This window comes from Streptomyces sp. NPDC002156 (assembly GCF_053593675.1).
The window spans coordinates 1-24,756 of the sequence record NZ_JBSFDA010000098.1; the positions used below are offsets into that span (position 1 = coordinate 1).

At 71.2% G+C, this 24,756-nt stretch carries 21 protein-coding genes; 8 read left to right on the top strand and 13 right to left on the bottom strand.

Features of this window, described 5'->3' with window-relative positions; translation table 11 throughout:
* Window positions 1-291 precede the first annotated feature (291 nt).
* Both aceE and ACWCRB_RS31810 read right to left on the bottom strand, forming a co-directional pair.
* Window positions 292-3,000: a pyruvate dehydrogenase (acetyl-transferring), homodimeric type gene (aceE, locus tag ACWCRB_RS31805; protein ID WP_450999344.1), complete on the bottom strand. Its 2,709-nt coding sequence runs from the start codon at window positions 2,998-3,000 to the stop codon at window positions 292-294.
* 234 nt (window positions 3,001-3,234) lie between these two features.
* Window positions 3,235-3,858 carry a GntR family transcriptional regulator gene (locus tag ACWCRB_RS31810; protein ID WP_235479727.1) on the bottom strand — a complete coding sequence of 208 codons (624 nt, stop codon included), beginning with the start codon at window positions 3,856-3,858 and terminating at the stop codon, window positions 3,235-3,237.
* Between the two features lie 294 nt (window positions 3,859-4,152).
* Here ACWCRB_RS31810 and ACWCRB_RS31815 point away from each other — a divergent pair, with 294 nt between their 5' ends.
* Window positions 4,153-4,824 carry a hypothetical protein gene (locus ACWCRB_RS31815; RefSeq protein ID WP_450999345.1) on the top strand — a complete coding sequence of 224 codons (672 nt, stop codon included), beginning with the start codon at window positions 4,153-4,155 and terminating at the stop codon, window positions 4,822-4,824.
* A 158-nt stretch (window positions 4,825-4,982) separates the two neighbouring features.
* Here the strand turns inward: ACWCRB_RS31815 and sucB are convergent, their stop codons facing one another.
* The 5 genes from sucB to ACWCRB_RS31840 all read right to left on the bottom strand — a co-directional run bounded on the left by sucB (window position 4,983) and on the right by ACWCRB_RS31840 (window position 12,416).
* Window positions 4,983-6,776 (bottom strand): 2-oxoglutarate dehydrogenase, E2 component, dihydrolipoamide succinyltransferase, encoded by a 1,794-nt coding sequence (gene sucB / locus ACWCRB_RS31820; protein ID WP_450999346.1) that lies wholly within the window; start codon window positions 6,774-6,776, stop codon window positions 4,983-4,985.
* A gap of 58 nt (window positions 6,777-6,834) precedes the next feature.
* Window positions 6,835-8,223, bottom strand: a complete 1,389-nt coding sequence (lpdA, locus tag ACWCRB_RS31825; protein ID WP_389350229.1) for a dihydrolipoyl dehydrogenase — start codon at window positions 8,221-8,223, stop codon at window positions 6,835-6,837.
* 356 nt (window positions 8,224-8,579) lie between these two features.
* Entirely contained in the window at window positions 8,580-10,109 is a 1,530-nt protein-coding gene (locus tag ACWCRB_RS31830) for a leucyl aminopeptidase (RefSeq protein WP_450999347.1), read from the bottom strand.
* Window positions 10,110-10,335: 226 nt separating this feature from the next.
* Window positions 10,336-11,403 (bottom strand): hypothetical protein, encoded by a 1,068-nt coding sequence (locus ACWCRB_RS31835; RefSeq protein ID WP_450999348.1) that lies wholly within the window; start codon window positions 11,401-11,403, stop codon window positions 10,336-10,338.
* Between the two features lie 173 nt (window positions 11,404-11,576).
* The gene (locus tag ACWCRB_RS31840; protein WP_450999349.1) at window positions 11,577-12,416 is read right to left on the bottom strand and encodes an adenosylcobinamide-GDP ribazoletransferase; all 840 of its coding nucleotides are present in this window, start codon (window positions 12,414-12,416) and stop codon (window positions 11,577-11,579) included.
* Window positions 12,417-12,506: 90 nt separating this feature from the next.
* Here ACWCRB_RS31840 and ACWCRB_RS31845 point away from each other — a divergent pair, with 90 nt between their 5' ends.
* Window positions 12,507-13,274: a hypothetical protein gene (locus tag ACWCRB_RS31845; RefSeq protein ID WP_450999350.1), complete on the top strand. Its 768-nt coding sequence runs from the start codon at window positions 12,507-12,509 to the stop codon at window positions 13,272-13,274.
* On the opposite strand, the gene ACWCRB_RS31850 is transcribed toward ACWCRB_RS31845, so the two are convergent.
* Genes ACWCRB_RS31850 through cobT form a run of 3 tightly spaced genes read right to left on the bottom strand, consistent with a single transcriptional unit; the run spans window position 13,211 to window position 16,865 of the window.
* Window positions 13,211-13,912: a hypothetical protein gene (locus tag ACWCRB_RS31850; protein WP_450999351.1), complete on the bottom strand. Its 702-nt coding sequence runs from the start codon at window positions 13,910-13,912 to the stop codon at window positions 13,211-13,213. The two genes, ACWCRB_RS31845 and ACWCRB_RS31850, sit on opposite strands and share 64 nt — an antisense overlap.
* A gap of 17 nt (window positions 13,913-13,929) precedes the next feature.
* Entirely contained in the window at window positions 13,930-15,699 is a 1,770-nt protein-coding gene (locus tag ACWCRB_RS31855; RefSeq protein ID WP_450999352.1) for a phosphatidylglycerol lysyltransferase domain-containing protein, read from the bottom strand.
* 53 nt (window positions 15,700-15,752) lie between these two features.
* On the bottom strand, window positions 15,753-16,865 hold the full coding sequence (cobT, locus tag ACWCRB_RS31860; RefSeq protein ID WP_450999353.1) for a nicotinate-nucleotide--dimethylbenzimidazole phosphoribosyltransferase: 1,113 nt from the start codon (window positions 16,863-16,865) through the stop codon (window positions 15,753-15,755).
* A gap of 134 nt (window positions 16,866-16,999) precedes the next feature.
* On the opposite strand from cobT, the gene ACWCRB_RS31865 reads away from it, so the two are divergent.
* A complete protein-coding gene (locus ACWCRB_RS31865; protein ID WP_450999354.1) occupies window positions 17,000-17,860 on the top strand; it encodes a class I SAM-dependent methyltransferase in 861 nt (286 codons plus the stop codon).
* A 305-nt stretch (window positions 17,861-18,165) separates the two neighbouring features.
* Here ACWCRB_RS31865 and ACWCRB_RS31870 read toward each other — a convergent pair whose 3' ends face one another.
* A complete protein-coding gene (locus ACWCRB_RS31870; RefSeq protein WP_450999355.1) occupies window positions 18,166-19,365 on the bottom strand; it encodes a bifunctional adenosylcobinamide kinase/adenosylcobinamide-phosphate guanylyltransferase in 1,200 nt (399 codons plus the stop codon).
* A 113-nt stretch (window positions 19,366-19,478) separates the two neighbouring features.
* Here ACWCRB_RS31870 and ACWCRB_RS31875 point away from each other — a divergent pair, with 113 nt between their 5' ends.
* Window positions 19,479-19,694 carry a hypothetical protein gene (locus ACWCRB_RS31875; protein ID WP_369036758.1) on the top strand — a complete coding sequence of 72 codons (216 nt, stop codon included), beginning with the start codon at window positions 19,479-19,481 and terminating at the stop codon, window positions 19,692-19,694.
* A gap of 107 nt (window positions 19,695-19,801) precedes the next feature.
* Here the strand turns inward: ACWCRB_RS31875 and ACWCRB_RS31880 are convergent, their stop codons facing one another.
* Window positions 19,802-20,509, bottom strand: coding sequence for a class I SAM-dependent methyltransferase (locus ACWCRB_RS31880; RefSeq protein WP_450999356.1), 708 nt, complete (start codon window positions 20,507-20,509; stop codon window positions 19,802-19,804).
* A gap of 83 nt (window positions 20,510-20,592) precedes the next feature.
* A complete protein-coding gene (locus tag ACWCRB_RS31885) occupies window positions 20,593-21,219 on the bottom strand; it encodes a DUF3043 domain-containing protein (protein WP_369036760.1) in 627 nt (208 codons plus the stop codon).
* A 257-nt stretch (window positions 21,220-21,476) separates the two neighbouring features.
* Here ACWCRB_RS31885 and ACWCRB_RS31890 point away from each other — a divergent pair, with 257 nt between their 5' ends.
* Genes ACWCRB_RS31890 through ACWCRB_RS31905 form a run of 4 tightly spaced genes read left to right on the top strand, consistent with a single transcriptional unit; the run spans window position 21,477 to window position 24,594 of the window.
* Window positions 21,477-22,274: a PspA/IM30 family protein gene (locus ACWCRB_RS31890; RefSeq protein WP_450999367.1), complete on the top strand. Its 798-nt coding sequence runs from the start codon at window positions 21,477-21,479 to the stop codon at window positions 22,272-22,274.
* Between the two features lie 34 nt (window positions 22,275-22,308).
* A complete protein-coding gene (pspAA, locus tag ACWCRB_RS31895) occupies window positions 22,309-22,587 on the top strand; it encodes a PspA-associated protein PspAA (protein WP_369036761.1) in 279 nt (92 codons plus the stop codon).
* Window positions 22,588-22,630: 43 nt separating this feature from the next.
* Window positions 22,631-23,860, top strand: coding sequence for a sensor histidine kinase (locus ACWCRB_RS31900; protein ID WP_450999357.1), 1,230 nt, complete (start codon window positions 22,631-22,633; stop codon window positions 23,858-23,860).
* 50 nt (window positions 23,861-23,910) lie between these two features.
* Complete coding sequence (locus tag ACWCRB_RS31905; protein ID WP_450999358.1) at window positions 23,911-24,594, top strand: response regulator transcription factor; 684 nt, start codon at window positions 23,911-23,913, stop codon at window positions 24,592-24,594.
* Window positions 24,595-24,756 lie beyond the last annotated feature (162 nt).

The window sequence follows — 24,756 nt, forward strand, 5'->3', positions numbered from 1 at the left end:
CGTCGCTGTCATGGCTTCCCCTTCGTGCAGTGGATGTCTCTGCTGTGGGTCCGCCGTCGGCCTGAACGGCCTCGTCCTCAAACGCCGGACGGGCTGGAGGGTGCGGGCCGGTACTGAAGTACGGCGGGGGTGGGCTGAGTGCGGTTGTCCTCGAACGCCGGCCGGGGTTGGTCTTTCAGCCCGTCCGGCGTTTGAGGACAAGGCCCCTTCAGGGCCGTAGCGGGGGTCTGGGGGCGCAGCCCCCAGGGATGGGACGGGCAGGGGCGGCGGGGGCGAAGAAACTGCGGGTGCCTACAGCCCGTACCGCTCCCGCGCCTCCTTCACCGCCGTCGCCTTCACTTCACCCCGCCGCGCCAACTGGGCCAAGGCCGCGACGACGATCGACTCCGCGTCCACCCCGAAGTACCGCCGCGCAGCGTCCCGCGTGTCCGACAGGCCGAATCCGTCCGCGCCCAGCGACGAGTAGTCCTGCTCGACCCACTGCGCGATCTGGTCGGGCACCTGGCGCATGTAGTCGGAGACCGCGAGCACCGGGCCCTCAGCGCCGTGCAGCGCCTGACGGACGTACGGCACGCGGTCCTCGCCGCGCAGCAACGCCGCATCCGCCTCCAACGCGTCCCGCCGCAGCTCCGTCCAGGACGTCGCCGACCACACGTCCCCCGCCACACCCCACTCCTCGGCGAGCAGCCGCTGCGCCTCCAGGGCCCAGTGGATCGCCGTACCGGAGCCGAGCAGTTGGATGCGCGGCGCGTTGGCCGCCGGGGAAAGCCCCGCCGACTCCGCCGTGTTGAAGCGGTACAGCCCCTTGACGATGCCCTCGTCGGTATCGACACCCGACGCCGACGGCTTCGCCGGCTGCGGGATCGGCTCGTTGTACACCGTCAGGTAGTAGAAGACGTTCGGGTCCTCGCCGGGCGCCGCCTCGCCGTACATCCGGCGGAGGCCGTCACGGACGATCACCGCCACCTCGTACGCGAACGCCGGGTCGTACGACAGCGCCGCCGGATTCGTCGCCGCGATCACCGGCGAGTGCCCGTCCGCGTGCTGCAGCCCCTCGCCCGTCAGCGTCGTACGGCCGGCCGTCGCGCCCACCAGGAAGCCACGGCCGAGCTGGTCGCCGAGCTGCCACATCTGGTCGGCCGTGCGCTGCCAGCCGAACATCGAGTAGAAGATGTAGAAGGGGATCATCGCTTCGCCGTGCGTCGAGTACGACGTCGACGCGGCGATGAAGTCCGCCATGGAACCGGCCTCGGTGATCCCCTCGTTGAGGATCTGACCGTCCTTGGCCTCCTTGTAGTACATCAGCTGGTCACGGTCGACCGGCTCGTACGTCTGGCCCTTGGGGGAGTAGATCCCGAGGGAGGGGAAGAGGCTCTCCATGCCGAAAGTGCGTGCCTCGTCCGGCACGATCGGTACCCAGCGCCGGCCCGTCTCCTTGTCGCGGACCAGGTCCTTGACCAGGCGTACGAAGGCCATCGTCGTCGCCACGTTCTGCGAGCCGGAGCCCTTGTCGAACGACGTGAACGCCTTCTCGGAGGGGGCCGGAAGCGGGGCCAGCGTGTGCGTACGGCGGGCCGGAGCCGGGCCGCCCAGCGCCGCGCGGCGCTCCTGGAGGTAGCGGACCTCGGGGGAGTCGGCGCCCGGGTGGCCGTAGGGGACCACACCGTCGACGAAGTCACTGTCCTTGATGGGGAGTTCGAGCAGATCACGCATCTGCTTGAACTCGTCCACCGTCAGCTTCTTCATCTGGTGGTTGGCGTTCTTCGACGCGAAGCCCTCGCCGAGCGTGAAGCCCTTGACCGTCTGGGCCAGGATCACCGTCGGCGCGCCCTTGTGCGCGAGCGCCGCCTTGTAGGCCGCGTACACCTTGCGCGACTCGTGCCCGCCGCGCGAGAGGTGGAAGCACTCCAGGATCCTGTCGTCGCTCAGCAGCTTCGCCATCTCGGCGAGCGCCGGGTCCTTGCCGAAGAAGTCGGCGCGGATGTAGGCGGCGTCACGGGTCTGGTACGTCTGCACCTGGGCGTCCGGTACCTCACGGAGCCTGCGCACCAGCGCGCCAGTCGTGTCGAGCTGGAACAGCTCGTCCCACGCCGTACCCCACAGGGTCTTGATCACATTCCAGCCGGCGCCACGGAACTGCGCCTCCAGCTCCTGCACGATCTTGAAGTTCGCGCGGACCGGGCCGTCGAGGCGCTGGAGGTTGCAGTTGATGACGAAGGTCAGGTTGTCCAGGCCCTCGCGGGAGGCGAGCGCGAGTGCCGCCGTCGACTCCGGCTCGTCCATCTCGCCGTCGCCGAGGAACGCCCACACATGGGACGCGGAGACGTCCTTGATGCTGCGGTTGGTGAGGTACCGGTTGAAGCGTGCCTGGTAGATCGCCGACAGCGGGCCGAGGCCCATCGACACCGTCGGGAACTCCCACAGCCAGGGCAGCCGCCGCGGGTGCGGGTACGACGGGAGGCCGTTGCCGCCCGACTCGCGGCGGAAGTTGTCGAGGTGGTCCTCGGTCAGCCGGCCGTCGAGGAAGGCGCGGGCGTAGATCCCGGGGGAGGCGTGGCCCTGGATGTACAGCTGGTCACCGGAACCGTCGCCCTCCTTGCCCCTGAAGAAGTGGTTGAAGCCCGTCTCGTACAGCCAGGCGGCCGAGGCGAAGGTGGCGATGTGGCCGCCCACGCCGTATTTGCTGCCCCGGCTCACCATGGCAGCCGCGTTCCAGCGGTTCCAGGCGGTGATCCGGTGCTCCATCGCCTCGTCGCCGTCCACTACGGGCTCGGCGGCGGTCGGGATGGTGTTGACGTAGTCCGTCTCCAGGAGCTTGGGCAGCGCGATGCCGTTGCCCTCGGCGCGCTCCAGTGTGCGGCGCATCAGATACGCGGCACGGTGCGGCCCGGCCGCCTTGGTGACCGCGTCCAGTGAGGCCTGCCATTCGGCGGTCTCTTCGGGGTCGCGGTCAGGGAGCTGGTCGAGCTCGCTCGGCTGGATGGCCTTGGGGTCGGTCATGTCGCCGCCTTCCTCAGTCGAAGGGGGGTGCCCTTGGTCTTTGGCAGGACAGGGCTGTGGGTCCTTGTGGGGACCCGTCGGTGACAATAACTCTCTGATCGATGATCGATCAAAGGGTTGAAGGGCAAAACCTCTTGATCACGAGAAAGTAGGCACGGGGTGCCTTTCAACCGGGCACCGAGTGTCGTGCCGAGGGCGGGTTTCCGCAGATGAGTGAGTGAGCAACCGCTTGCGTCACGGGCGCGGCGCGCACCCCAGCACATGCGCCTTCACCAGTTCCGCGATCCGTGGATCCCGGCGGCGGAAGGCGGCGACCAGCTCCTCGTGCTCCTCCGCGTACGACTGCTGGACCGTCCCCAGCCAGCGGATCGACAGGGCCGTGAAGACCTCGATGCCCAGCCCCTCCCAGGTGTGCAGCAGCACCGAGTTCCCGGCCGCGCGCACCATCTCGCGGTGGAACGCCACCGTGTGCCGGACCTGGCCGGTTCCGTCCGACGCGCGGTCGGCCTCGTACAGGGCGGCCACATGCGGTTCGAGGGCCGAGCAGTCGTCCGCCAGCTTCGCCGCCGCCAGCTCGGCCGCGATGGCCTCCAGACCGGCCCGGACGGGGTAGCTCTCCTCCAGGTCGGCGGCGGTCAGATTCCGGACGCGGACGCCCTTGTTGGGGGCCGACTCGATCAGCCGCAGCGACTCCAGCTCGCGCAGCGCCTCCCGTACGGGGGTCTGGCTGACCTCCAGCTCGGTCGCGATCCGGCGCTCCACGATCCGCTCGCCCGGCTTCCAGCGCCCGCTGACGATCCCCTCCACGATGTGCTCGCGGATCTGCTCGCGCAGCGAGTGGACGACGGGCGCGGTCATGAGGGCTCCTTGAGGGAGGGGCTTCGGCCCCAGGGGCGTTGACCTATAGACAATACGGCCGCGTCCCTGTCCAGAGGGTTTCCGGGCGCGAGTGCGGGCGTCCGTGAGACGAGCGTTACAGACCGGACAGGGCGCACGCCACAGCGCGTAGGGCGGCGCATGTACCGGAGCCGGTCCGGAGCCGTCACCGCCGTGTCACCGCCCTCTCGCCGGCGAAACCCGGTCGCCCGCAACGGTGTCGCCGTCTGCAGAGGGTTCGCGAACGGGGCGTCCCTCGGACCATCGGGGGATGGGATGAACGGTTTCGGGCTGTGGGTCGCGGTGGTGGTGGCCGGGGTGGTCGTGGGCGGGACGGGGTGCCGGTCGGGCGCCGTCACGAGTGGCGAGGAGAAACCGGCCACGGTGACCGGCACAGCGGAGGGGCTCCAGGGCATGTCGGCCCCCGCCGGGACCCGGCGTTCCGGCGGGGCGTGCGTCTTCGTGAAACCCGACGGTGCGCAGAAGTTCGGGCACGTCGGCTGGGGCTTCCGGATCACGGGCACCGACCGCTGGGTGTACGGAGCGGTCGAGAACCCGTCGGGCAAGCTGTACACGCCGCCCGGCGGTGACATCGGGGCCTGGCACACGGAGGGCTCGTACAAGAAGATGCTGAGCGAGATGTCCCGGGACGCGCACTATCCGGGGAAGTCCGACCACCCGTACACCCGCTACCGCTGTACGAACTCGTCGCGGAGCGATGTCCCGGCGGCTCGCGACATGATCGGTACCGTCGAGGAGCGCGGGTTCCTGGTCGGCGTCGACCCGGAGACCGGCGAGCTGACCTCCAGGGACTGCCTGGACGCCACGTACGACGTCCTGAAGGCCTACCGGACCCGGCACCTGCCGAAGGCGGCCAAGTTGGCGATCCCGAATGCGTGGGTGGAGACGCTGAGCGGCTGGACGGACAACAAGCTCACGCCCCATTGAGTGCTCCGCTGGATAGGTCGTTCGTCCGCTGCGGCGCCGTTGTGGCTGGTCGCGCAATTCCCCGCGCCCCTTTGGGGCGCGACCAGACGCCTGCGCGAAACGACGGTGCCCCGCCGGAGGACTCCGGCGGGGCACCGTACGTACTACATCGAGGCTGATCAGAGGCCCAGCTCGACCTCGAACTCGCCCGCCTCCAGGATCGCCTTGACAGCCGTCAGGTAACGGGCCGCGTCGGCGCCGTCGACCAGGCGGTGGTCGTAGGACAGGGTCAGGTACGTCATGTCGCGTACGCCGATGACCGTGCCCTCCTCCGTCTCGATGACCGCCGGACGCTTGACCGTCGCACCGATGCCCAGGATCGCGACCTGGTTCGGCGGCACGATGATCGTGTCGAAGAGCGCGCCGCGCGAGCCGGTGTTGGAGATGGTGAAGGTCGCGCCGGACAGCTCGTCCGGGGTGATCTTGTTGGCCCGGACCTTGCCCGCGAGCTCGGCCGTGGCCTTGGCGATACCAGCGATGTTGAGGTCGCCCGCGTGCTTGATGACCGGGGTCATCAGGCCCTTCTCGGAGTCCACCGCGATACCGATGTTCTCGGTGTCGAAGTAGGTGATCGTGCCCTCGTCCACGTTGATCCGGGCGTTGACGGGCGCGTGCGCCTTCAGCGCCTGGGCCGCGGCCTTGACGAAGAACGGCATCGGGGAGAGCTTGACGCCCTCGCGGGCCGCGAAGGAGTCCTTGGCCTTGTTGCGCAGGCGCATCAGCCGCGTGACGTCGACCTCGACGACCGAGGACAGCTGGGCCTGCTCGTGCAGGGCCTTCACCATGTTGTCGCCGATGACCTTGCGGATGCGAGGCATCTTGATGGTCTGGCCGCGGAGGGGAGAGGCCTCCAGGGCCGGAGCCTTCTTGGCGGCCGGGGCAGCGGCAGCGGCGGGCGCCGGAGCAGCCGCGGCGGCCTTCGCGGCCTCGGCGGCGGCGAGGACGTCCTGCTTGCGGATACGGCCGCCGACGCCGGTGCCCTTGACGGTGCCCAGGTCGACGCCGTTCTCGGCGGCGAGCTTGCGCACCAGCGGGGTGACGTACGCACCCTCGTCGGTGGCCTGCGCGGCGACGGGAGCCGGAGCCGGGGTGACCGGGGCGGGCGCAGCCGGCGCGGGCGCCGGGGGAGCGACCGGAGCCGCGGCCTGGACCGGAGCCGGGGCCGGAGCGGCCGGAGCCACGGGGGCCGGGGGCGCGACGGGCGCGGCCGGGGCCGCCGGAGCGGGCGCCGGGGCAGCGGCGACGGGCGCCGGAGCCGGGGCGGCCGGTGCCGGGGCAGCCGCCGGAGCGGCACCCGGGGCGCCGATCACGGCCAGCTTGGCGCCGACCTCGGCGGTCTCGTCCTCGCCGACCACGATCTCCAGGAGCACACCGGAGGTGGGCGCCGGGATCTCGGTGTCGACCTTGTCCGTGGAGACCTCGAGCAGCGGCTCGTCGGCCTCGACGCTGTCGCCGACCGACTTCAGCCAGCGGGTGACGGTGCCCTCGGTGACGCTCTCACCGAGGGCAGGGAGGGTGACGTCGGTGCCGGACGCGCCACCGGCGGGGGCGGCGGCGGCCGGAGCCGCAGCCGGGGCAGGAGCCGGAGCGGCCGGCGCCTCGGCCACGGGGGCCGGAGCGGCGGGCGCGGCGACCGGCTCAGCGGCCGGGGCAGGGGCGGCAGCGGGGGCGCCGCTGCCGTCGTCGATCAGGGCCAGCTCGGCGCCGACCTCGACCGTCTCGTCCTCGGCGACCTTGATGGACGCCAGGACACCGGAGACGGGCGAGGGGATCTCGGTGTCGACCTTGTCGGTCGACACCTCCAGCAGCGGCTCGTCGGCCTCGACGCGCTCGCCCTCGGCCTTCAGCCAGCGGGTGACAGTGCCCTCGGTGACGCTCTCACCGAGCGCCGGAAGGGTTACGGAAACCGCCATGGTTTCGGTTGCTCCTTACGAATTGCGGAAGTCTGTGTCGTCGTCCGTCGACCGAGGGTCAGTCGTGGGAGTGCAGCGGCTTGCCGGCCAGGGCCAGGTGGGCCTCGCCGAGCGCCTCGCTCTGCGTCGGGTGGGCGTGGATGAGCTGCGCGACCTCGGCCGGCAGCGCCTCCCAGTTGTAGATCAGCTGGGCTTCGCCGACCTGCTCGCCCATGCGGTCGCCGACCATGTGGACGCCGACCACGGCACCGTCCTTGACCTGGACGAGCTTGATCTCGCCCGAGGTGTTCAGGATCTTGCTCTTGCCGTTGCCCGCGAGGTTGTACTTCAGAGCGACGACCTTGTCCGCACCGTAGATCTCCTTGGCCTTGGCCTCGGTGATGCCCACGGAGGCGACCTCGGGGTGGCAGTACGTCACCCGGGGCACGCCGTCGTAGTCGATCGGGACGGCCTTCAGACCGGCCAGACGCTCCGCCACCAGGATGCCCTCGGCGAAGCCGACGTGCGCGAGCTGGAGCGTCGGGACCAGGTCACCGACGGCGGAGATCGTCGGGACGTTCGTCCGCATGTACTCGTCGACCAGGACGTAGCCGCGGTCCATCGCGACGCCCTGCTCCTCGTAGCCGAGGCCGGCGGAGACGGGCCCGCGGCCCACAGCCACCAGCAGCAGCTCGGCCTCGAACTCCTTGCCGTCGGCGAGGGTCACCTTGACGCCGTCGGCGGTGTACTCGGCCTTGGAGAAGAACGTGCCCAGGTTGAACTTGATGCCGCGCTTGCGGAACGCGCGCTCAAGAAGCTTGGAGGAGTTCTCGTCCTCGAGGGGAGCGAGGTGCTTCAGCCCCTCGATGATCGTGATGTCGGTGCCGAAGGACTTCCAGGCGGAGGCGAACTCGACGCCGATGACACCGCCACCGAGGACGATCGCGGACTTCGGCACCCGGTCCAGGACGAGGGCGTGGTCCGAGGAGATGATCCGGTTGCCGTCGATCTCCAGGCCCGGCAGCGACTTCGGCACGGAGCCGGTCGCCAGCAGGACGTGGCGGCCCTGGATCCGCTGCCCGTTGACATCGACGGAGGTGGGGGAGGAGAGCCGCCCCTCACCCTCGATGTAGGTGACCTTGCGAGAGGCGACGAGCCCCTGGAGTCCCTTGTACAGACCGGCGATCACGCCGTCCTTGTACTTGTGGACCCCGGCGATGTCGATGCCCTCGAAGGTGGCCTTCACACCGAACTGCTCGCTCTCGCGGGCCTGGTCGGCGATCTCGCCCGCGTGGAGCAGGGCCTTGGTGGGGATGCATCCCCGGTGCAGGCAGGTACCGCCGACCTTGTCCTTCTCGATCAGGGCGACGTCAAGCCCCAGCTGGGCCCCGCGCAGCGCCGCGGCGTACCCGCCACTGCCACCGCCGAGGATCACTAGGTCGAAAACGGTGCTGGCGTCGTTCGCCACGTCACGTCCTCCATGCATGTGCGCCGTACGCCGGTCGTCAGTGACCGGGCGGCGGCTGGTGTCCGGCCGTCTTTCTTCGGCCCTGTGGTGGGGGCCCTATCCTGCCGAGCCCCATCTTCGCACTTGTCGGACGCAGAAGAGACGCCGGGCTGGTGTGACGGACACCCCACACACTTTTCGGAGAAGGGCGAGATGACCCACCCAGGGGCGCGGGGCTGTGACATGTGCGGCTCCGCCGCGCGGGCGCGACAAGCCACACACGACCCGCACCCGCCGATCAACACCAGGAACCGAGCTACTGGGCGCGACGGGACCTCGGACTACCCGCCCACGAGGTCCCGTCACAAAAACGCCCCTCAGCCCAGGTCGCCGACAGCAGTCAGCTCAGCCAGCCGCACCAACGTACGAACCGCGGTCCCGGTACCGCCCTTGGGGGTGTACCCGAAGGGCCCACCCTCGTTGAACGCGGGCCCCGCGATGTCGAGGTGCGCCCAGGTGATCCCCTCACCCACGAACTCCCGCAGGAACAACCCCGCGACCAGCCCACCCCCGTACCGCTCACCCATGTTCGCGATATCGGCGGTCGGGGACTCCATCCCCTTCTTCAGGTGGTCCGGCAGCGGCATCGGCCACGCCGCCTCCCCGACCTCCTCCGCCGCCTCGTGCACCGCGGAGCGGAACGCGTCGTCGTTCGCCATGATCCCGTACGTCCGGTTCCCCAGCGCCAGCATCATCGCGCCGGTGAGCGTCGCCACGTCGACGATCGCGTCCGGCTTCTCCGCCGAGGCGGCCCACAGGGCGTCGGCGAGGACGAGGCGGCCCTCGGCGTCGGTGTTGAGGACCTCCACCGTCTTGCCGCTGTACATGCGCAGCACGTCACCGGGACGGGTGGCGGAGCCGGACGGCATGTTCTCGGCCAGCGCCAGCCAGCCGGTGACGTTGACCTCCAGGCCGAGACGTGCGGCGGCGACCACGGCCGCGAAGACCGCCGCCGCCCCGCTCATGTCGCACTTCATCGTCTCGTTGTGCCCGGCGGGCTTGAGCGAGATGCCGCCCGAGTCGTAGGTGATGCCCTTGCCGACGTACGCGAGGTGCTTGCTCGCGGCGTCGTGCGTGTACGTCAGCTTCACCAGCCGGGGTCCGGCGGCGGAGCCGATGCCGACGCCGAGGATGCCGCCGTAGCCGCCCTCCTCCAGCGCCGCCACGTCCAGCACCTCGACCTGGATGCCGTGCTCCTCGGCCGCGGCCTGCGCGACGGCCGCGAAGGCCTCCGGGTTGAGATCGTTCGGCGGGGTGTTGATCAGGTCGCGGGCGCGGTTCAGCTCCTCGGACACCGCGGTGGCGCGGGCGACGGCCGCCTTGTACGCGGCGTCGCGCGGCTTGCCGCCGAGCAGGGCGACCTCGGCGAGCGGCGCCTTGCCGTTCTTGGCGTCCTTGCCGTTCCTGCCGATCTCCTTGTACGCGTCGAAGGCGTACGCACCGAGCAGCGCGCCCTCGCCGATCGCACCGGCGTCGGCCGCGTCCTCGATGGGCAGGGCGAAGGCGGCCTTCTTGGCGCCGGCGAGGGTGCGGGCGGCCACACCGGCGGCCCGGCGCAGCGACTCGGCGCCGAAGGTCTCGTCCTTCTCGGGCAGCGCGCCGAGGCCGACGGCCACGACGACGGGTGCCTTGAAGCCGGCCGGGGCGGGCAGCTTGGTCACCTCGCCCTCGGCACCGGAGGCGCCGAGGGTTCCCAGGACGTCGGCGAGCTTGCCGTCGTACGCCTGGTCCACGGCCTCGGCGCCCGGTGCGACGACCGGTCCTTTGGTGCCCTTGGCGACACCGACGACGATCGCGTCGGCCCGGAGGCCGGGCGCCGCGGCGGTGCTGAGAGTGAGAGCAGTCACGGTGGTGAATTCTCGCTTCCGTCTGAAAAGGTTCTGTGGCCGAGTGGAATGGGTCGACCAGGCCCGACAAGCGACCCTAAATCCGGCCTCAGGGGCTGTCAGTACCAGGGTTGGTACAGCCGCCACGAGCCTACGCTCGGTGGCCGGTTTCGCTCATTCCTGTGGGCGTGCACCCGGTGACCAGCGGGTGCACGGGCCCGCCGGCACAACCACCGGAGCGGATCGGCTACTTCGGGCTGAAGGTGAGCACCGGAGTGAAGTCGGTTCCGGCGTTGAACTCCACCCGCTGCGTACCCGTCGGTGAGCCGAGCCTGCTCAGCGGCAGGGTCCACGTGTAGGTGGAGCCGCTGACCGTCTCCGTGGGACGGGCTGCGATCTCGCTCCACTTCCAGCTGGTCGACCGGCTCCGGTAGAGGACGCCGTTCTCGATCATGTAGTCGGCGCCGAGGGCCGAGGGCGACGGCGAGGGGAGCTGGTAACCGGTCGCGGTGTTGCCGTCGGTGTCGAAGAAGGCGTGCAGGAAGCGCTCCGAGGTGTGGAAGGTCACCTGGAGACGGACGGTTCCGGCGGATGCGCAGGCGAAGTAGCCGGTCATGGCGCCGGAACCCGCAGTGGCGGTGCAGGAGGTGTCGGCATCGCTGCTGACCGACCCGTTCGCGGCACCGCCGCCGTCGTCGTCGGCGGCCACGGTGGCGGACGGCTCGTCCTGAACGGGCGCGCCGGCACCGCTGTCCTTGGCGGGTTCCGAGGCCGGTGACTTCGGCGCGCTGGTGCTCTTCGTCGTCGGCGAGGCGGACAGGGAGACGGACGGCGAGGCCGAGCCGGGCCCGCTCGGCTCGCTCGGCTCGCTCGCGGGCGGCCCGCCGCCCTGGGTGGTGCCCGGTACGGCACTCGGCGCCGACGCCTGCCCGTCATCGTCACCAGCACCGACCACGATGATGGCACCGCCGATCAGCGCGGCCGCGACCACGATGGCCCCGGCCAGCAAGGCGACTTGGGGCAACCGCCGCCCGGCCGGGGGCGGCGCGACAGTGGCCACGGGCCTCGCGGGCTGCGCCGACGTCACCGGCTCGGCCGGCGTTCCCGGTTTCGCCGACTGCGCGGGCGTCGCGGGTTCCGCGAGCTCCTCCACCACGAACGCGGTCGCCGCCGCGGACATCGGCGGTGTCGGGGCCTCGGGTTCCGGGCGGGGCTCGGAATCGTCCTCGGATTCGGAACCCGGCCTGGCGACGGCAGCGGAGGCCGCGGCGATCGCCGACGGTCCCTTCGCCCGGCGTGGCAGCGGAGCCTGCACTGTGTCTCGATGTCCTTCCACGAGGGTCGCGTCGAACGCGTCCGGCGGCGCTGAGGCGCAGATCGTACCGGGGTTCGATATGAATCCGGACCACGTTCCGGTGGCGCGCCGCGGCCAAGTGGTCTGCGGAGAGCCCGAGTTGGGCTCCGCGTCCGAGGAGGCGCCCGTCCGCACTACCCCAGCGACAGCACGACCAGTGCCGTCGTCGCCGCCGTCTCTGCGAGGGCGCCGAAGACGTCGCCGGTGACCCCGCCGAAGCGGCGCGTGCAGCGCTGGAGGAGGAGTTCGGCGGCGGCGCAGGCCACGATGACCGCGAAGGCCGTACGGACAATGTCGAATACCCCGAAGAACGCCCCGTAGCCGGCCGCCAGGGCAGTGACCAGGGTCGCCACGAGCAGCGCCGAGCGCATGGGTACCGTGCCCGCGACCGCGGCCCCCAGCCCCTCGGGCCGTGCGGCCGGTACGCCGGTGCGGGCGGCCAGGGTGAGGGCGAGGCGGGCGGCGGTCGCCGAGACGACGGCGGCGAGCGCACCCCGGGCCCAGGAGTCGCCGTACAGCTGGGCGAGCGCGGCCACCTGGGCCAGCAGCACGAACAGGAGGGCGATCACCCCGAACGGGCCGATGTCCGACTGCTTCATGATGCGCAGCGCGTCCTCGGCGGGCTTGCCGCTGCCCAGCCCGTCGGCGGTGTCGGCGAGACCGTCGAGATGCAGCCCCCGGGTGAGCACGGCGGGCACGGCGGCCGTGGCGACGGCGGCGAGCAGTGCGCCCGCGCCCAGGAAGAGCAGCAGCAGACCGGTCAGGGCGGCACCCGCACCGACGGCCAGACCGGCCACCGGCGCGCACAGCATGCCGCCACGCGCCGCGTCCCGGTCCCAGCGGGTCACCTTCACCGGCAGCACGGTCAGCGTGCCGAAGGCGAACCGGATCCCGTCCAGGGGATCGGAGGGCGGGGACGCGGAAGGGGGTTCGGAGGGCTTGGGCGGCTCTGCGGGCGGCGGGGGCGTGGACACCGGCGCAGAGTACCCGCGACCGTGCGACCTGCCCAGGGCGCCGGTGGGGTAAGCAGTCGATAACGGCGTATAAGCGGATAAAGTGCGCGCATGGGTCATTGGCTGGAGCGGAACATCGTCGAGCCGGGCAAGCTGCCGCTGCTCCTGGCGCTCGCCGCCTTCGTCCTGACGTTCCTCATCACCCGGGTCGTCACCCGGATGATCCGCGCGGGCAAGGGCCCGTTCGGCAACGTCAAGGCGGGCGGGATGCACATCCATCACGTCGTGCCCGGGGTCGTCCTGACCGTCGTGGGCGGATTCGGGGCCGTGGCCAGCGGACAGCGCGGCTTCGGCGCGGGCCTGTGCGCGGTGCTGTTCGGGATGGGCGCGGGCCTGGTGCTGGACGAGTTCGCGCTGATCCTGCATCTCGACGACGTCTACTGGACCGAGGCCGGCCGGCAGAGCGTCGAGGTGGTGGTGCTGACGGCGGCCCTGGTCGGCCTGGTCCTCCTGGGCTTCCTGCCGTTCGGCGTGAACGACCTCAGCGACGAGGACCTCCAGAACCGGGGCGGCGCCATCGTCAGCGTCGGCATCAACTTCCTCTTCTCCCTCCTCGCCCTCAGCAAGGGCAAGCCCCGCACCGCGATCTTCGGGGTGATCGTCCCCTTCGTCGCGATCATCGGCGCGATCCGGCTGGCCCGCCCCGGCTCGCCCTGGGCGAAGCGCTTCTACGTCCGCCGCCCGCGCTCCCGTTCCCGCTCCACCCTGCGCGCCTACCGCCACGACCGCCGCTGGGCAGGCCCCCGCCGCCGCGTTCAGGACCTGATCGGCGGCAAGCCCGACCCCGAGCCCGCCCGGGCTCCCGTCGTACGTCCGTGACGCAGCGCCGAGACCCCGCACAGGACGAGTACGGCCACGATGGCCGCCAGATGCTCCTTGCCCGCGAGGTTGTCCTTGAGGATCACCTCCACCACCATCGCGACGATCACCGCGGCGGCGGTCACGTACGCCCGGTAGCGCCAGCCCAGGAACACGGCGAGGCCCACCACGGCCGCCGACGGGCCGGTGTCCACGACATGCGCGTCCGCGCCGGGCAGCCCGAGGAAGCCCGACGGGCCCACGGCGATGCCCACGCGCGCGTAGAGCGTGCCGGCGAGGGTGGCGACGTACGCGATGACGAGGGTGCGCCACCAGCCGAGGCAGATCTCCGCGATGCCGAAGACGACCAGGATCTGCGCCAGCGCGCCCCACACGGGCAGGTCCAGGGCCGGCACGAAGAGGGAGAGCGGGGTGCGGAGGAGGGCCAGCCACAGGGGGTTCTCGGCGCGGACCGCACCGATGTTCTGCACGAACTGATAGCCCCAGGACTGGTTCTGCGTGAACTGGACGAGCGCGGTCAGACACACGACGCCGAGCGTCATGGGCAGCGCCCGCCACCGGCGCCGGAGCAGGGGCCCGCGTACGGCGACGTACAGCGGCCCCCACTCGGCGTGGGCCCAGCGGACGACCGTACTCATCACTCATCTCCCCGCTGTCATCTCTTCGACTCCAGGTGCTTCCGGTGCAGCCACTTCGGCAGTCCCGGTGCCTCCAGGAAGCCCTCCGCGCGGGCCGCGGCGATGCCGATGCGCGGCAGGTCCGCGCTCTTCTCGAAGAGCAGGAACCGGGGCTCCCAGATGGGCCGGTACTTCGCGTTGGCGCGGTACAGCGACTCGATCTGCCACCAGCGGGAGAAGAAGCCGAGCAGCGACCGCCACAGCCTCAGCACCGGCCCCGCGCCGATGCGCCCGCCACGTTCGAAGACGGAACGGAACATCGCGAAGTTGAGCGACACCTGAGTGATCCCGATCTCCTGGGCGCGCTGGAGCAGCTCGATGACCATGAACTCCATCAGCCCGTTGTCGGAGTCCCGGTCGCGCCGCATGAGGTCGAGCGAAAGCCCGTTCGGCCCCCAGGGAACGAAGGACAGCACGGCCCTCAACTCGCCCTCCCCGTCGGCGCATTCGAGCATCACGCACTGCCCGTCGTCCGGATCGCCGAGCCGCCCCAGCGCCATGCTGAACCCGCGCTCGGTCTCGCCGTCCCGCCAGTCGTCGGCGCGCTGGAGGAGGTACGTCATCTCCTCGGCCGGGATGTCCGCGTGGCGGCGGACGCGCACGGTGTACCCGGCCCGCTTGACCCGGTTGTAGGCCTGCCGGACGGTCCGCATGGCCCGCCCCTCCAACGTGAACTCCGCGATCTCCACGATGGCCTCGTCGCCGAGTTCGAGGGCGTCGAGACCGTGCCGCGCGTACACCGTCCCGGCCTCCTCGCCCGCCCCCATCACGGCCGGGATCCAGCCGTGGACGCGGGCCTCGGCGAGCCACGGGTCGATGGCGCCGGGCCAGGCCTCCGGGTCGCCGATCGGATCACCGGCGGCCAGCGAGACCCCGCCGACGACGCGGTAGGCGACGGCGGCCTTGCCGGTGGGGGACCAGATGACGCTCTTCTCGCGGCGCAGCGCGAAGTAGCCGAGGGAGTCGCGGTCGCCGTTGCGGTCGAGCAGGGCACGCAGCCGGGTCTCGTCGTCCTCGGTGAGCGGGTCGACGGCACGACGGGAGCGGAAGGCGGCGTAGAGGACGGCGAGGATCAGCAGCGTACTCATGACGTTGATGACGACGTCGACCCAGTTGGGCGTGGAGATCCCCGTGAAGCCCGAGTCGTCGGAGGCGACGGAGATCAGCCGCATCGTGCCGTAGTTCCAGCGCTCCAGGAACGTCGAACGGTGGCTGTCGTCCGCCTGGTTGGCGACGGTGACGAGGAGCGCGGCGAGGAGCGAGCAGACGAGCAGCCCGCCGACCCCGACGGCGGCGGCGAGCCGCGCGTTGGACCGGTCGCCCTTGGCGTAGAACTCCCGCTTCCCCACGACGAGCGCGGCGACGAACGCGGCGGTGAGGACGAGCGAGACCCAGTTCTGCGCGTGCTCCCGGATCTCCGCGAAGAACATCGCGAGGGCGAACAGCAGCAGGAACAGTGAGCCGAGCGCGATGTTCAGGATCCAGGCGGCCCGTTTGCGGCGCCGCATGGTGATCGCGAGGAACATCGTGAAGACCCCGGAGGCGAAGCCGGCGGTCAGCAGGTACGGCGTGTAGAAGTTCTCCTCGTTGTGCCGCCGTACGTCGTTCCCGAAGGAGACCCACACCGCGCTGAGGAGATTGACGAAGGTGACGACCCGCAGATACCAGACGGCGAACGCGGCGGCTCGCCGTGAGGCGGTGGTGCTGGGGCGTCGCTGAACGTTCGGCGCGAGCCGGGGATCTCCCATAGAGGGTGATCATATGGGGCATGGTGTGCTGAATGCCCCATATGTCCCGCCAGTCAGAGGTCCTCTGCCCCGGAGATCTCCTCCGCGACCTCGGGAGTCGCCTCCTCGGTCTTGGGTGCCTCGGGCACCTCGGGGAGTTCGGCCGCCAGGGCCGCCGCGGCCTGGACCAGCGGCAGGGCCAGCAGTGCACCGGTCCCCTCGCCCACGGTCACGCCGTGGTCGAGCAGCGGCTCCAGTGCCATCCGGTCCAGGGCCTTCGCCTGGGCCGGCTCCCCGCTGTTGTGCCCGGCGAGCCACCAGTCAGGGGCCCGGAAGGCGATCCGCTGCCCGACCAGCGCACAGGCGGCCGATACGACACCGTCCAGAATCACCGGCATCTTGCGCACCGCGCTCTGCAGCAGGAACCCGGTCATCGCGGCGAGGTCGGCGCCGCCCACCGTGGCGAGGAGCTGCAACTGGTCGCCGAGCACCGGCCGGGCCCGCCGCAGCGCGTCACGGATCGCGGCGCACTTGCGCATCCACGCCAGGTCGTCGATCGGCAGCCCGCCCCGCCCGGTGACTACGGAGGCGTCGGTCCCGCACAGCGCGGCCACCAGCACCGACGCCGGGGTGGTCCCGCCGACGCTCACATCGCCGAGCACCACCAGATCCGTACCCGAGTCGGCCTCCTCGTCGGCCACGGCGACCCCCGCGAGGAAGGCGGCCTCCGCCTCCTCCAGGGTCAGCGCGTCCTCGACGTCGATCCGCCCGCTGCCGCGCCGCGCCCGGTGCCCGGCGACCCCGTCGGGCAGCGCGTCCGGCTCGCAGTCCAGCGCCATGTCGACGACCCGTACGGGCACCCCGAGCCGGCGCGCGAGCACGGCGACCGGGCTGGAGCCGTCGAGCACGGCCCGCACGGACTGGTCGGCGCTGCCGGCGGGGCGCGCCGACACACCCAGTCCAGCGATCCCGTGATCCCCCGCGAACAGCACGACCCGCGGCCGTTCGACCGGCTTCACCGGTACGGAGGACTGCGCCGCCGCCAGCCACTCACCCAGGTCGTCGAGGCGCCCGAGCGACCCGGGCGGCACGATCTGGCGCTCCCTGCGCGCCTCCGCGTCGCGGCGCACACCGCCGTCGGGACGCTCGATCAGATCGGTGAAGTCGTCGAGATTAAGCGAGCTCATTCGCCGAACAGTACCGGCAGCGATCGAACAGGGCGCCGCCACGTGGAAGCCATGTCATTGCACCCGGGATCACGATCCCCTACGTAACGTTTTGACACGCAATGTCGGAGCACCTCCGTTGGCAGGAGCCGCCCATGCCCCCCGCCCCCAACCCCAGGGCTACGGCCCCACAGGCGACCGGGACGAACGACGGGTTCCACGAGCCGCGTCGGGAGGACTGTCCCTGGTGCGGTTCGAAGCGGCTACGTACCCGCCTGCGAGCACCGGACCTCCGGCAGCGGGGGCGGCGTGGGCCGGGGACGTTCGTCGTCGACGAGTGCGGAGACTGCGCGCACGCCTTCCAGAACCCCCGGCTCACCGCGGAGGGCCTGGCCTTCTACCACCGGGACCTGCCCGAGGTCCGGCACCCGGTCGCGCCCCGCCGGCACCGGGCGGCGGCCCGCGCGATGCTGCGCTTCCCGGAGCCGGAGAGCTGGCTGGATGTGGGGACGGGGGAGGGGGCGTTCCCGGCGGCGGCGAAGCGCTACTTCCCGTACACGGCGTTCGACGGCGTGGACACGACCCGCCGCGTCCAGAAGGCCCGTGCCTCGGGCCACATCGAGGAGGCGTACAGAGGCCGCCTGACCGACGAGAGGATCGTCAACGGCCTGTGCGCCCGTTACGACGTCGTCAGCATGTTCCATCACCTGGAACACACGCCGGATCCCCGCGAGGAGCTCCGCGCGGCTCTTCGGGTCCTGCGGCCCGGCGGCCACCTCCTGATCGAGGTCCCGGATCCGCACGGTGCGTTCGGCACGCTGCTGGGCAGGTGGTGGCCCTGGTACGCCCAGCCCCGCCACCTCCACCTGATGCCACCGGCCAACCTGGTGACGGAACTGGAGTCCCACCACTGCACGATCATCACGACGACCCGCCGCGAGCCGCAGGCTCTGCTGCGCAGGGCCCGCTTGGCGAACACGTACCGGATCATCGCGAGGAGAGACGGGGCGGTGTAGCGGCTGTGGCCCGGCGGGGGCTGGTCGCGCAGTTCCTCGCGCCCCTGAAAGCCCTGCCCGTCCGGATTCGTTCGGCTGCGGGCCGGTGGGGGCTGGTCGCGCAGTTCCCCGCGCCCCTGGAGGGGCGCCCGGCTGGGCGGGGTTCGCAGGTGACGGGCCGCGCGGTCAGCTCGCGCAGTGGCTCCCGCCCAGCCCACCCAGCTGCGGGCATGCGTGCCGCTAAGGGTGGCTCCCGTCCCACCGAGAGCGGCACCCCGTACAGCGCCGGGCTGCGCGACCCACCCCCGCCCCAGCCACACCCGGCCTCAGCCCCTGAGTACGACCGCCTGTCCCGCCACCACCAGCAGCACGTGCTCGCACTCGGCGCCGAATGCCGTGTTCAGGCGTCCCAGTTCGTCTCGGTACCGGCGGCCGGATGCCGTCGCCGGGACGATTCCCGAGCCCACCTCGTTCGACACGGCGACGACGGTTCGTCGCGTCGACCGAACCGCCCCCGTCAACTCCCGTACCCGTCGCCGCAACTCCTTCTCCCCGCCCCCCGCCCACTCCGCGTCGTCCCACGCCCCCACCCGATCCATCGCATCCGTCAGCCACAGCGACAGACAGTCGATGAGCAGCGGCGCCCCGTCCTCCTCCAGCAGCGGTACGAGGTCGCAGGTCTCCTCGGTACGCCACGACCCCGGCCGCCGTTCCCGATGCGCGTGCACCCGCGCCGCCCACTCCCCGTCCCCGTTCCGCGCCCCGCCCGTGGCCACGTACAGCACATCCGGAAACGCCTCCAGCCGCCGCTCCGCCTCCACCGACTTCCCGGAACGGGCGCCCCCGAGGACCAGCGTCCGCCGGGGCACGTCCGGCACGTCCTCGTACACCCCCACCGTCAACGTCGTACCGTCCGCCACCGCCCGCGCACCCGCCGCCGCGAGCCTGCGCCGCAGCTCCGCACCCGGCGGCACGTCATGGTCCAGATGGACGGCGATGACGTCCGTGGCCGGGCCCAGCGCCCCCACCGCCCGCAGCCGGGCCAACGCGTCCGGCCGGCTCACCACGTCCGCGAGGACCATGTCGTACGCGGGACCGTTCTTGTCCAGCCCGGACGGCGCCCCGCCCGGCGGCAGGTACAGCAGCCGCTGCCCGTCCGGACCGGTCACCGCGTACCCCGTACCCGGCGCGTCCATCGGCACCGCGCGCACCCGGTGCCCGGTCAGCAGCGCCAACTCCCGCCCGTCCGGCACCCGTCCGGGCTGCGGCAGCCCCGCCGGCACCTCCACGGCGGGCCCGTCGTGCGGATGCGACAGCAGCACCTGCCGTACGCCGCCCAGTGAGTGCCCCGCGCGCGCGGCCGCGAGTACGGCGCCGGGGGTGAGGTCGAGCAGCAGCGTGCCGTCCACGAGCAGCGCGGTGGCCGCCCGCGCGTGCACGCCGAGCGCGCCGGTACAGGCAGCGCACGCACAGTCGGGGCGGGGGAGTCCCGCGGGGGCACCGGTGCCGAGCAGAGTGAGTTCCACGAACCTGATTTTCGCGTGTCCCCGCAGGTCTTGCGCGTCCGGCTAGGCTCGGGGCAGGAGCCGGATCAAGATCAGGCTTCTGGTCTGCAGTGGTTCACATCTGGGAGGCGTACATGGCGGCATGGACGTGGCGGTTCGAGAAGACCGACGGGGCGGAGGTCCAGCCCGCGGTGGAGCCCGAGGAGTTCACGACGCAGGGGGATGCCGAGTCCTGGATCGGTGAGTACTGGAAGGACCTTCTCGCAGGCGGCACGGACCAGGTACGGCTGTTCGAGGACACCACAGAGATCTACGGCCCGATGAGCCTCCACGACGCGCAAGACGCGTAGCGGTACCTGAAGGGGCGCCCCTAAAAGCGCCCCTTCAGGGGCGCCTTTTAGGGGCGCGGGGAACTGCGCGACCAGCCCCCACCGGCCGTCAGCCAACACACAACCCCTCAGCCCCGAACCCCGCACAGGTGCAACAACGCAGCCACCTGCCGATAGGGATCCGTCCGCCCCGCCCGCTCCTCCACCGCCAGCAACGCCTCAACCTCGGCCTCGCCCGGAATCTCGGCGTCGTCGGACGCCGTATCCGTGAACACCCGAACCCCGTACCACGCATGCAACGGCGCCCCGATGCCGGCGAGCGTCCCGGTCAACGTGGACAACCGGTCGGCGCGCACCTCAAGCCCGAGCCGATTCGTATAAGAGTCCGTGTCGAAGGCACCCATCGCGCCCGCCCAGTCCCCGGCAAGCCCCGCCCGCATCGCCAGAGCGTCCCCGTTGCGCACCAGCAACGACAGCAGCCCGCCCGGCGCCAGCATCCGCGCCAGCCCCGCCAGCAGGGCATCCGGCAGTTCGACGTACATCAGTACGCCATGGCACAGCACCACATCGAAGCTGCCCGGGAGGAAGTGCACCCCGGTGTCGCGGCCGTCGCTCTCGAAGAGCCGGACGCGCTCACGGATGCCCTCCGGCTCGGCGGCGAGGGCCTCGCGGGCCGCGGCGAGCATCTTCGGGTCCTTCTCGACACCGGTGACCTGATGGCCGGCCCGGGCCAGCCGCAGCGCCTGCGTGCCCTGGCCCATACCGACGTCGAGGACCCGCAACCGCTGCCCGACCGGGAACCGCCCGGCTATCTGCTCGTCGAGCTGCCGGGCCACCAGTTCCTGTCGTACTACATTCCGCAGCCCGCCCAGCCTGTGCAGCCAGGCATCCGCCGCTCCCCCGGAGAAAGGCGTCGTGCTCAGGGCCGCTCTCCGCGCTTGACCTGCGGCTTCGGCAGCCGGAGGCGACGCATCTGGAGGGAGCGCATCAGCGCGTAGGCGACCGCGCCCTTCGTCCGCTCGTTCGGGAAGCGGGCGGCGAGCTGCTTGCGCAGCCGGATCGCGATACCGACCGAGTCGACGATGATCAGCACGATCACGAAGAGCCACAGCAGCAGCGCGATGCTCTGGAGCGCGCCGACCCGCACCATGCTCAGGACGAGGATGACGACGGCCATCGGCAGGAAGAACTCGGCGACACAGAAGCGCGAGTCGACGAAGTCGCGCGAGAACCGGCGTACCGGGCCCTTGTCGCGGGCGGGGAGATAACGCTCGTCCCCGCTGGCGAGGGCCTGGCGCTGGCGGTCCATCGCGGCACGGCGCTCCTCGCGCTGTCGCTTGGCCCCCTCCTTGCGCGTCTTCGGCGTATTGGCCACGCTGCGGCGCTGGGTCTGGGCCTCGCTCCGCTTGGGAGTGGGCCTGCCCTTCGGGGCCTGCGGGTCACGGGTCTGCTTGGAGTCGGTCACGGCCGCCTTGTCGGCGGGTGCCTTCTCTTCCTTGGCGCGGCTACGGAACACAAAACCCAAGGGTAAGGGGTATCGGGGCATGGACCCCAGCCGAGTGGGGAACGATCCGGCAACGCCGGTCGTCTGAAGAAGACGAAGAAGACCGGACAGAGAGCAGGACAGAGGGCGAACAGTAGGGGGCCACCTACTCCCTACGCCGGAGTGGGACAGATCGCAGTCGTCCTTGGGGATGAGCGCATCGGGCCCGGAACAGTGCGGTAATGGAGGCAGGGCCCGTACTGTTGGTCCTGTTGCAGGTGCTGGAGCTGGAGTCCGTCAGAAGGGGGCGCGCGAAGCCCATGAGCGGTGTCATGAAGCGTATGGGGATGATCTTCCGCGCGAAGGCGAACAAGGCCCTTGACCGGGCCGAGGACCCGCGCGAAACCCTCGATTACTCGTACCAGAAGCAGCTGGAACTGCTCCAGAAGGTGCGCCGCGGAGTCGCCGACGTGGCGACCAGCCGCAAGCGCCTGGAGCTGCAGCTCGCCCAGCTGAACAAGCAGTCCTCCACGCTGGAGGACCAGGGCCGCAAGGCGCTCGCGCTGGGCCGTGAGGACCTGGCCCGCGAGGCGCTCTCGCGCCGTGCCGCCCTCCAGCAGCAGGTGACCGATCTGGAGACGCAGCACCAGACCCTCCAGGGCGAGGAGGAGAAGCTCACCCTTGCGGCGCAGCGCCTCCAGGCCAAGGTCGACGCCTTCCGTACGAAGAAGGAGACGATCAAGGCGACGTACACCGCCGCCCAGGCCCAGACCCGGATCGGTGAGGCGTTCACCGGCATCTCCGAGGAGATGGGCGACGTGGGCCTGGCCATCCAGCGGGCCGAGGACAAGACGGCACAGCTCCAGGCGCGCGCGGGCGCGATCGACGAGCTGCTCGCCTCGGGCGCCCTCGACGACCCCACGGGCATGGCGAAGGACGACATCCAGGCCGAGCTGGACCGGCTCTCCGGTGGTACGGATGTAGAGCTGGAGCTGCAGCGCATGAAGGCCGAGCTGGCGGGTGGTTCGTCCGCCGGGCAGCAGGCCATCGAGGGCGGTGGCGGCCAGCAGCAGTCCCAGCAGCAGCCGAAGGACACTCCGCGGTTCGACAAGCAGTAACCCACAGCAGTGGCCCACGCCTGAGGAGGGCGACATGATCGTACGGATCATGGGGGAGGGGCAGGTGAGGCTGGCGGACAGCCACCTCACCGAACTGAACAAGCTGGACGACGTGCTCCTGGCGGAGATGGAGACCGGCGACGGCCCCGGCTTCCGCCGTACCCTCCACCTCCTGCTGGACAAGGTCCGCGAGCTCGGCGAACCCCTGCCGGACGACGCCCTGGACCCGTCGGACCTCATCCTCCCGTCGCCGGACGCGACGCTGGAGGAGGTCCGGGAACTCCTGGGCGACGACGGCCTGATCCCGGGCTGAGGTTCCATTCGGCTCAACGCCTCGGTGGGTTACCTTGACAAACGTGAGCACCCTCCAGCGCGCCCGAAGGCATCTGAAAGCGCATCCCCTCGTGCTGGACGTGGCCCTCGCCGCAGCGGTCCTCGCCTGCATGCTGGCCGCCTCGTTCGTCGACCCGCACGGCAAGCACGGCGGCGGCTGGACCGCCCGCAACCCCGACGCCCTCAGCCTGGTCCTCATGGTGCTCGGCGCCGCCGCGATCGTCTTCCGCCGCCGCGCCCCCATGAGGGTGCTCGCGGTCACGGGCACCGCCTCCGTCGTCGAGTCCATCACCGCCGACCCCCGCGCCCCCGTCGCGATGTCCGCCGTGATCGCCCTCTACACCGTCGCGTCGACCACCGACCGCCCCACCACCTGGCGCGTCGGCCTCCTCACGATGACCGTCCTCACCGGCTCCGCGATGCTGGCCGGCCCCCTGCCCTGGTACGCGCAGGAGAACCTCGGCATCTTCGCCTGGACCGGCATGGCCGCGACCGCCGGGGACGCCGTACGCAGCCGTAGGGCCTTCGTGGACGCCATAAGGGAGCGCGCCGAGCGAGCGGAGCGAACCCGGGAGGAGGAGGCGCGGCGCCGGGTGGCCGAGGAGCGGCTGCGCATCGCCCGTGATCTGCACGACGTGGTCGCCCACCACATCGCCCTCGTCAACGTCCAGGCCGGAGTCGCCGCGCACGTCATGGACAAGCGCCCCGACCAGGCCAAGGAGGCCCTCGCCCACGTACGGGAGGCCAGCCGCTCCGCGCTGAACGAGCTGCGCGCGACCGTCGGGCTGCTGCGCCAGTCCGGGGATCCGGAGGCGCCCACCGAACCGGCCCCCGGTCTGCACCGGCTCGCCGAGCTGGTCGGGACCTTCCACAACGCCGGTCTCCAGGTCGAGGTCGCCCGCGCCGACCAGGGCACCACCCTCCCCGCGGCGATCGACCTGGCCGCCTACCGGGTCATCCAGGAAGCCCTGACGAACGTACAGAAACACGCGGGGACGGAGGCGAAGGCCGAGGTCAGTGTCGTACGCGTGGGCCCGAACATCGAGATCACCGTGCTCGACAACGGGCCAGGGCAGGACGGCGGGCCGGAGGAGGGCGGCGGGCACGGGCTGCTCGGGATGCGGGAGCGGGTCACCGCGGTCGGCGGCGACTGCACCGCCGGTCCCCGATACGGAGGCGGCTTCCGGGTGCATGCGATCCTGCCGGTGAAGAGCAGCCCGCGAGCCGCGGACAGCGCCGCCACACCCGTATAAGAACGCATGACGACGTACGAGACGCGCATGACGATTTGTGAGGGCCGCCCATGACGATCCGTGTCCTGCTCGCCGACGACCAGGCTCTGCTGCGCAGCGCCTTCCGGGTGCTCGTGGACTCGGAGTCCGACATGGAGGTGGTCGGGGAGGCGTCCGACGGGGCGGAGGCGGTGCGGCTGGCACGGGAGACACGGGCCGACGTCGTGCTGATGGACATCCGGATGCCGGGCACCGACGGACTGGCCGCGACCCGGCTGATCAGCGCGGATCCGGGGCTCGCGCATGTCCGGGTGGTGATGCTGACGACGTTCGAGGTCGACGAGTACGTGGTGCAGTCGCTGCGTGCCGGAGCGTCCGGGTTTCTCGGCAAGGGGTCCGAGCCCGACGAACTGCTCAACGCCATCCGGGTCGCCGCCGGCGGCGAGGCACTGCTGTCGCCGGCCGCCACCAAGGGGCTGATCGCGCAGTTCCTCGCCCAGGGCGACGTACTGGACGACGGCCGCGACCCGGCCCGCGCCGAGCGGCTGGGCGCGCTGACCGGACGGGAGCGCGAGGTGCTCGTACAGGTGGCCGGCGGGCACTCCAACGACGAGATAGCGGAGCGCCTCGCAGTCAGCCCGTTGACGGTGAAGACGCACGTCAACCGGGCCATGGCCAAGCTGGGCGCCCGGGACCGGGCCCAACTCGTCGTCATCGCGTACGAGTCGGGGCTGGTACGTCCAAGGGTGGAGTGAGCTTCGAAGGGCGTACTGCGGCCGGAGTAGGGACCGGGTAAGGAAACGGGACCTGGGGGCTACGAAACAGGGGTGTCCTATGGCTCAGGGTGTAGGGGCAGGCGCTCATATGTGTGATGCGTGTAGGTGTCACGCGTGCGCCCTTCCTCCGCTCAGGCCACA

Excerpts from the sequence above, each read along its gene's own strand:
- aceE (WP_450999344.1), bottom strand. The coding sequence starts at position 3,000 with ATGACCGACCCCAAGGCCATCCAGCCGAGCGAGCTCGACCAGCTCCCT.
- ACWCRB_RS31810 (WP_235479727.1), bottom strand. The coding sequence starts at position 3,858 with ATGACCGCGCCCGTCGTCCACTCGCTGCGCGAGCAGATCCGCGAGCAC.
- ACWCRB_RS31815 (WP_450999345.1), top strand. The coding sequence starts at position 4,153 with ATGAACGGTTTCGGGCTGTGGGTCGCGGTGGTGGTGGCCGGGGTGGTC.
- sucB (WP_450999346.1), bottom strand. The coding sequence starts at position 6,776 with ATGGCGGTTTCCGTAACCCTTCCGGCGCTCGGTGAGAGCGTCACCGAG.
- ACWCRB_RS31845 (WP_450999350.1), top strand. The coding sequence starts at position 12,507 with ATGGGTCATTGGCTGGAGCGGAACATCGTCGAGCCGGGCAAGCTGCCG.
- ACWCRB_RS31850 (WP_450999351.1), bottom strand. The coding sequence starts at position 13,912 with ATGAGTACGGTCGTCCGCTGGGCCCACGCCGAGTGGGGGCCGCTGTAC.
- ACWCRB_RS31855 (WP_450999352.1), bottom strand. The coding sequence starts at position 15,699 with ATGGGAGATCCCCGGCTCGCGCCGAACGTTCAGCGACGCCCCAGCACC.
- cobT (WP_450999353.1), bottom strand. The coding sequence starts at position 16,865 with ATGAGCTCGCTTAATCTCGACGACTTCACCGATCTGATCGAGCGTCCC.
- ACWCRB_RS31865 (WP_450999354.1), top strand. The coding sequence starts at position 17,000 with ATGCCCCCCGCCCCCAACCCCAGGGCTACGGCCCCACAGGCGACCGGG.
- ACWCRB_RS31875 (WP_369036758.1), top strand. The coding sequence starts at position 19,479 with ATGGCGGCATGGACGTGGCGGTTCGAGAAGACCGACGGGGCGGAGGTC.
- ACWCRB_RS31885 (WP_369036760.1), bottom strand. The coding sequence starts at position 21,219 with ATGCCCCGATACCCCTTACCCTTGGGTTTTGTGTTCCGTAGCCGCGCC.
- ACWCRB_RS31890 (WP_450999367.1), top strand. The coding sequence starts at position 21,477 with ATGAGCGGTGTCATGAAGCGTATGGGGATGATCTTCCGCGCGAAGGCG.
- pspAA (WP_369036761.1), top strand. The coding sequence starts at position 22,309 with ATGATCGTACGGATCATGGGGGAGGGGCAGGTGAGGCTGGCGGACAGC.
- ACWCRB_RS31905 (WP_450999358.1), top strand. The coding sequence starts at position 23,911 with ATGACGATCCGTGTCCTGCTCGCCGACGACCAGGCTCTGCTGCGCAGC.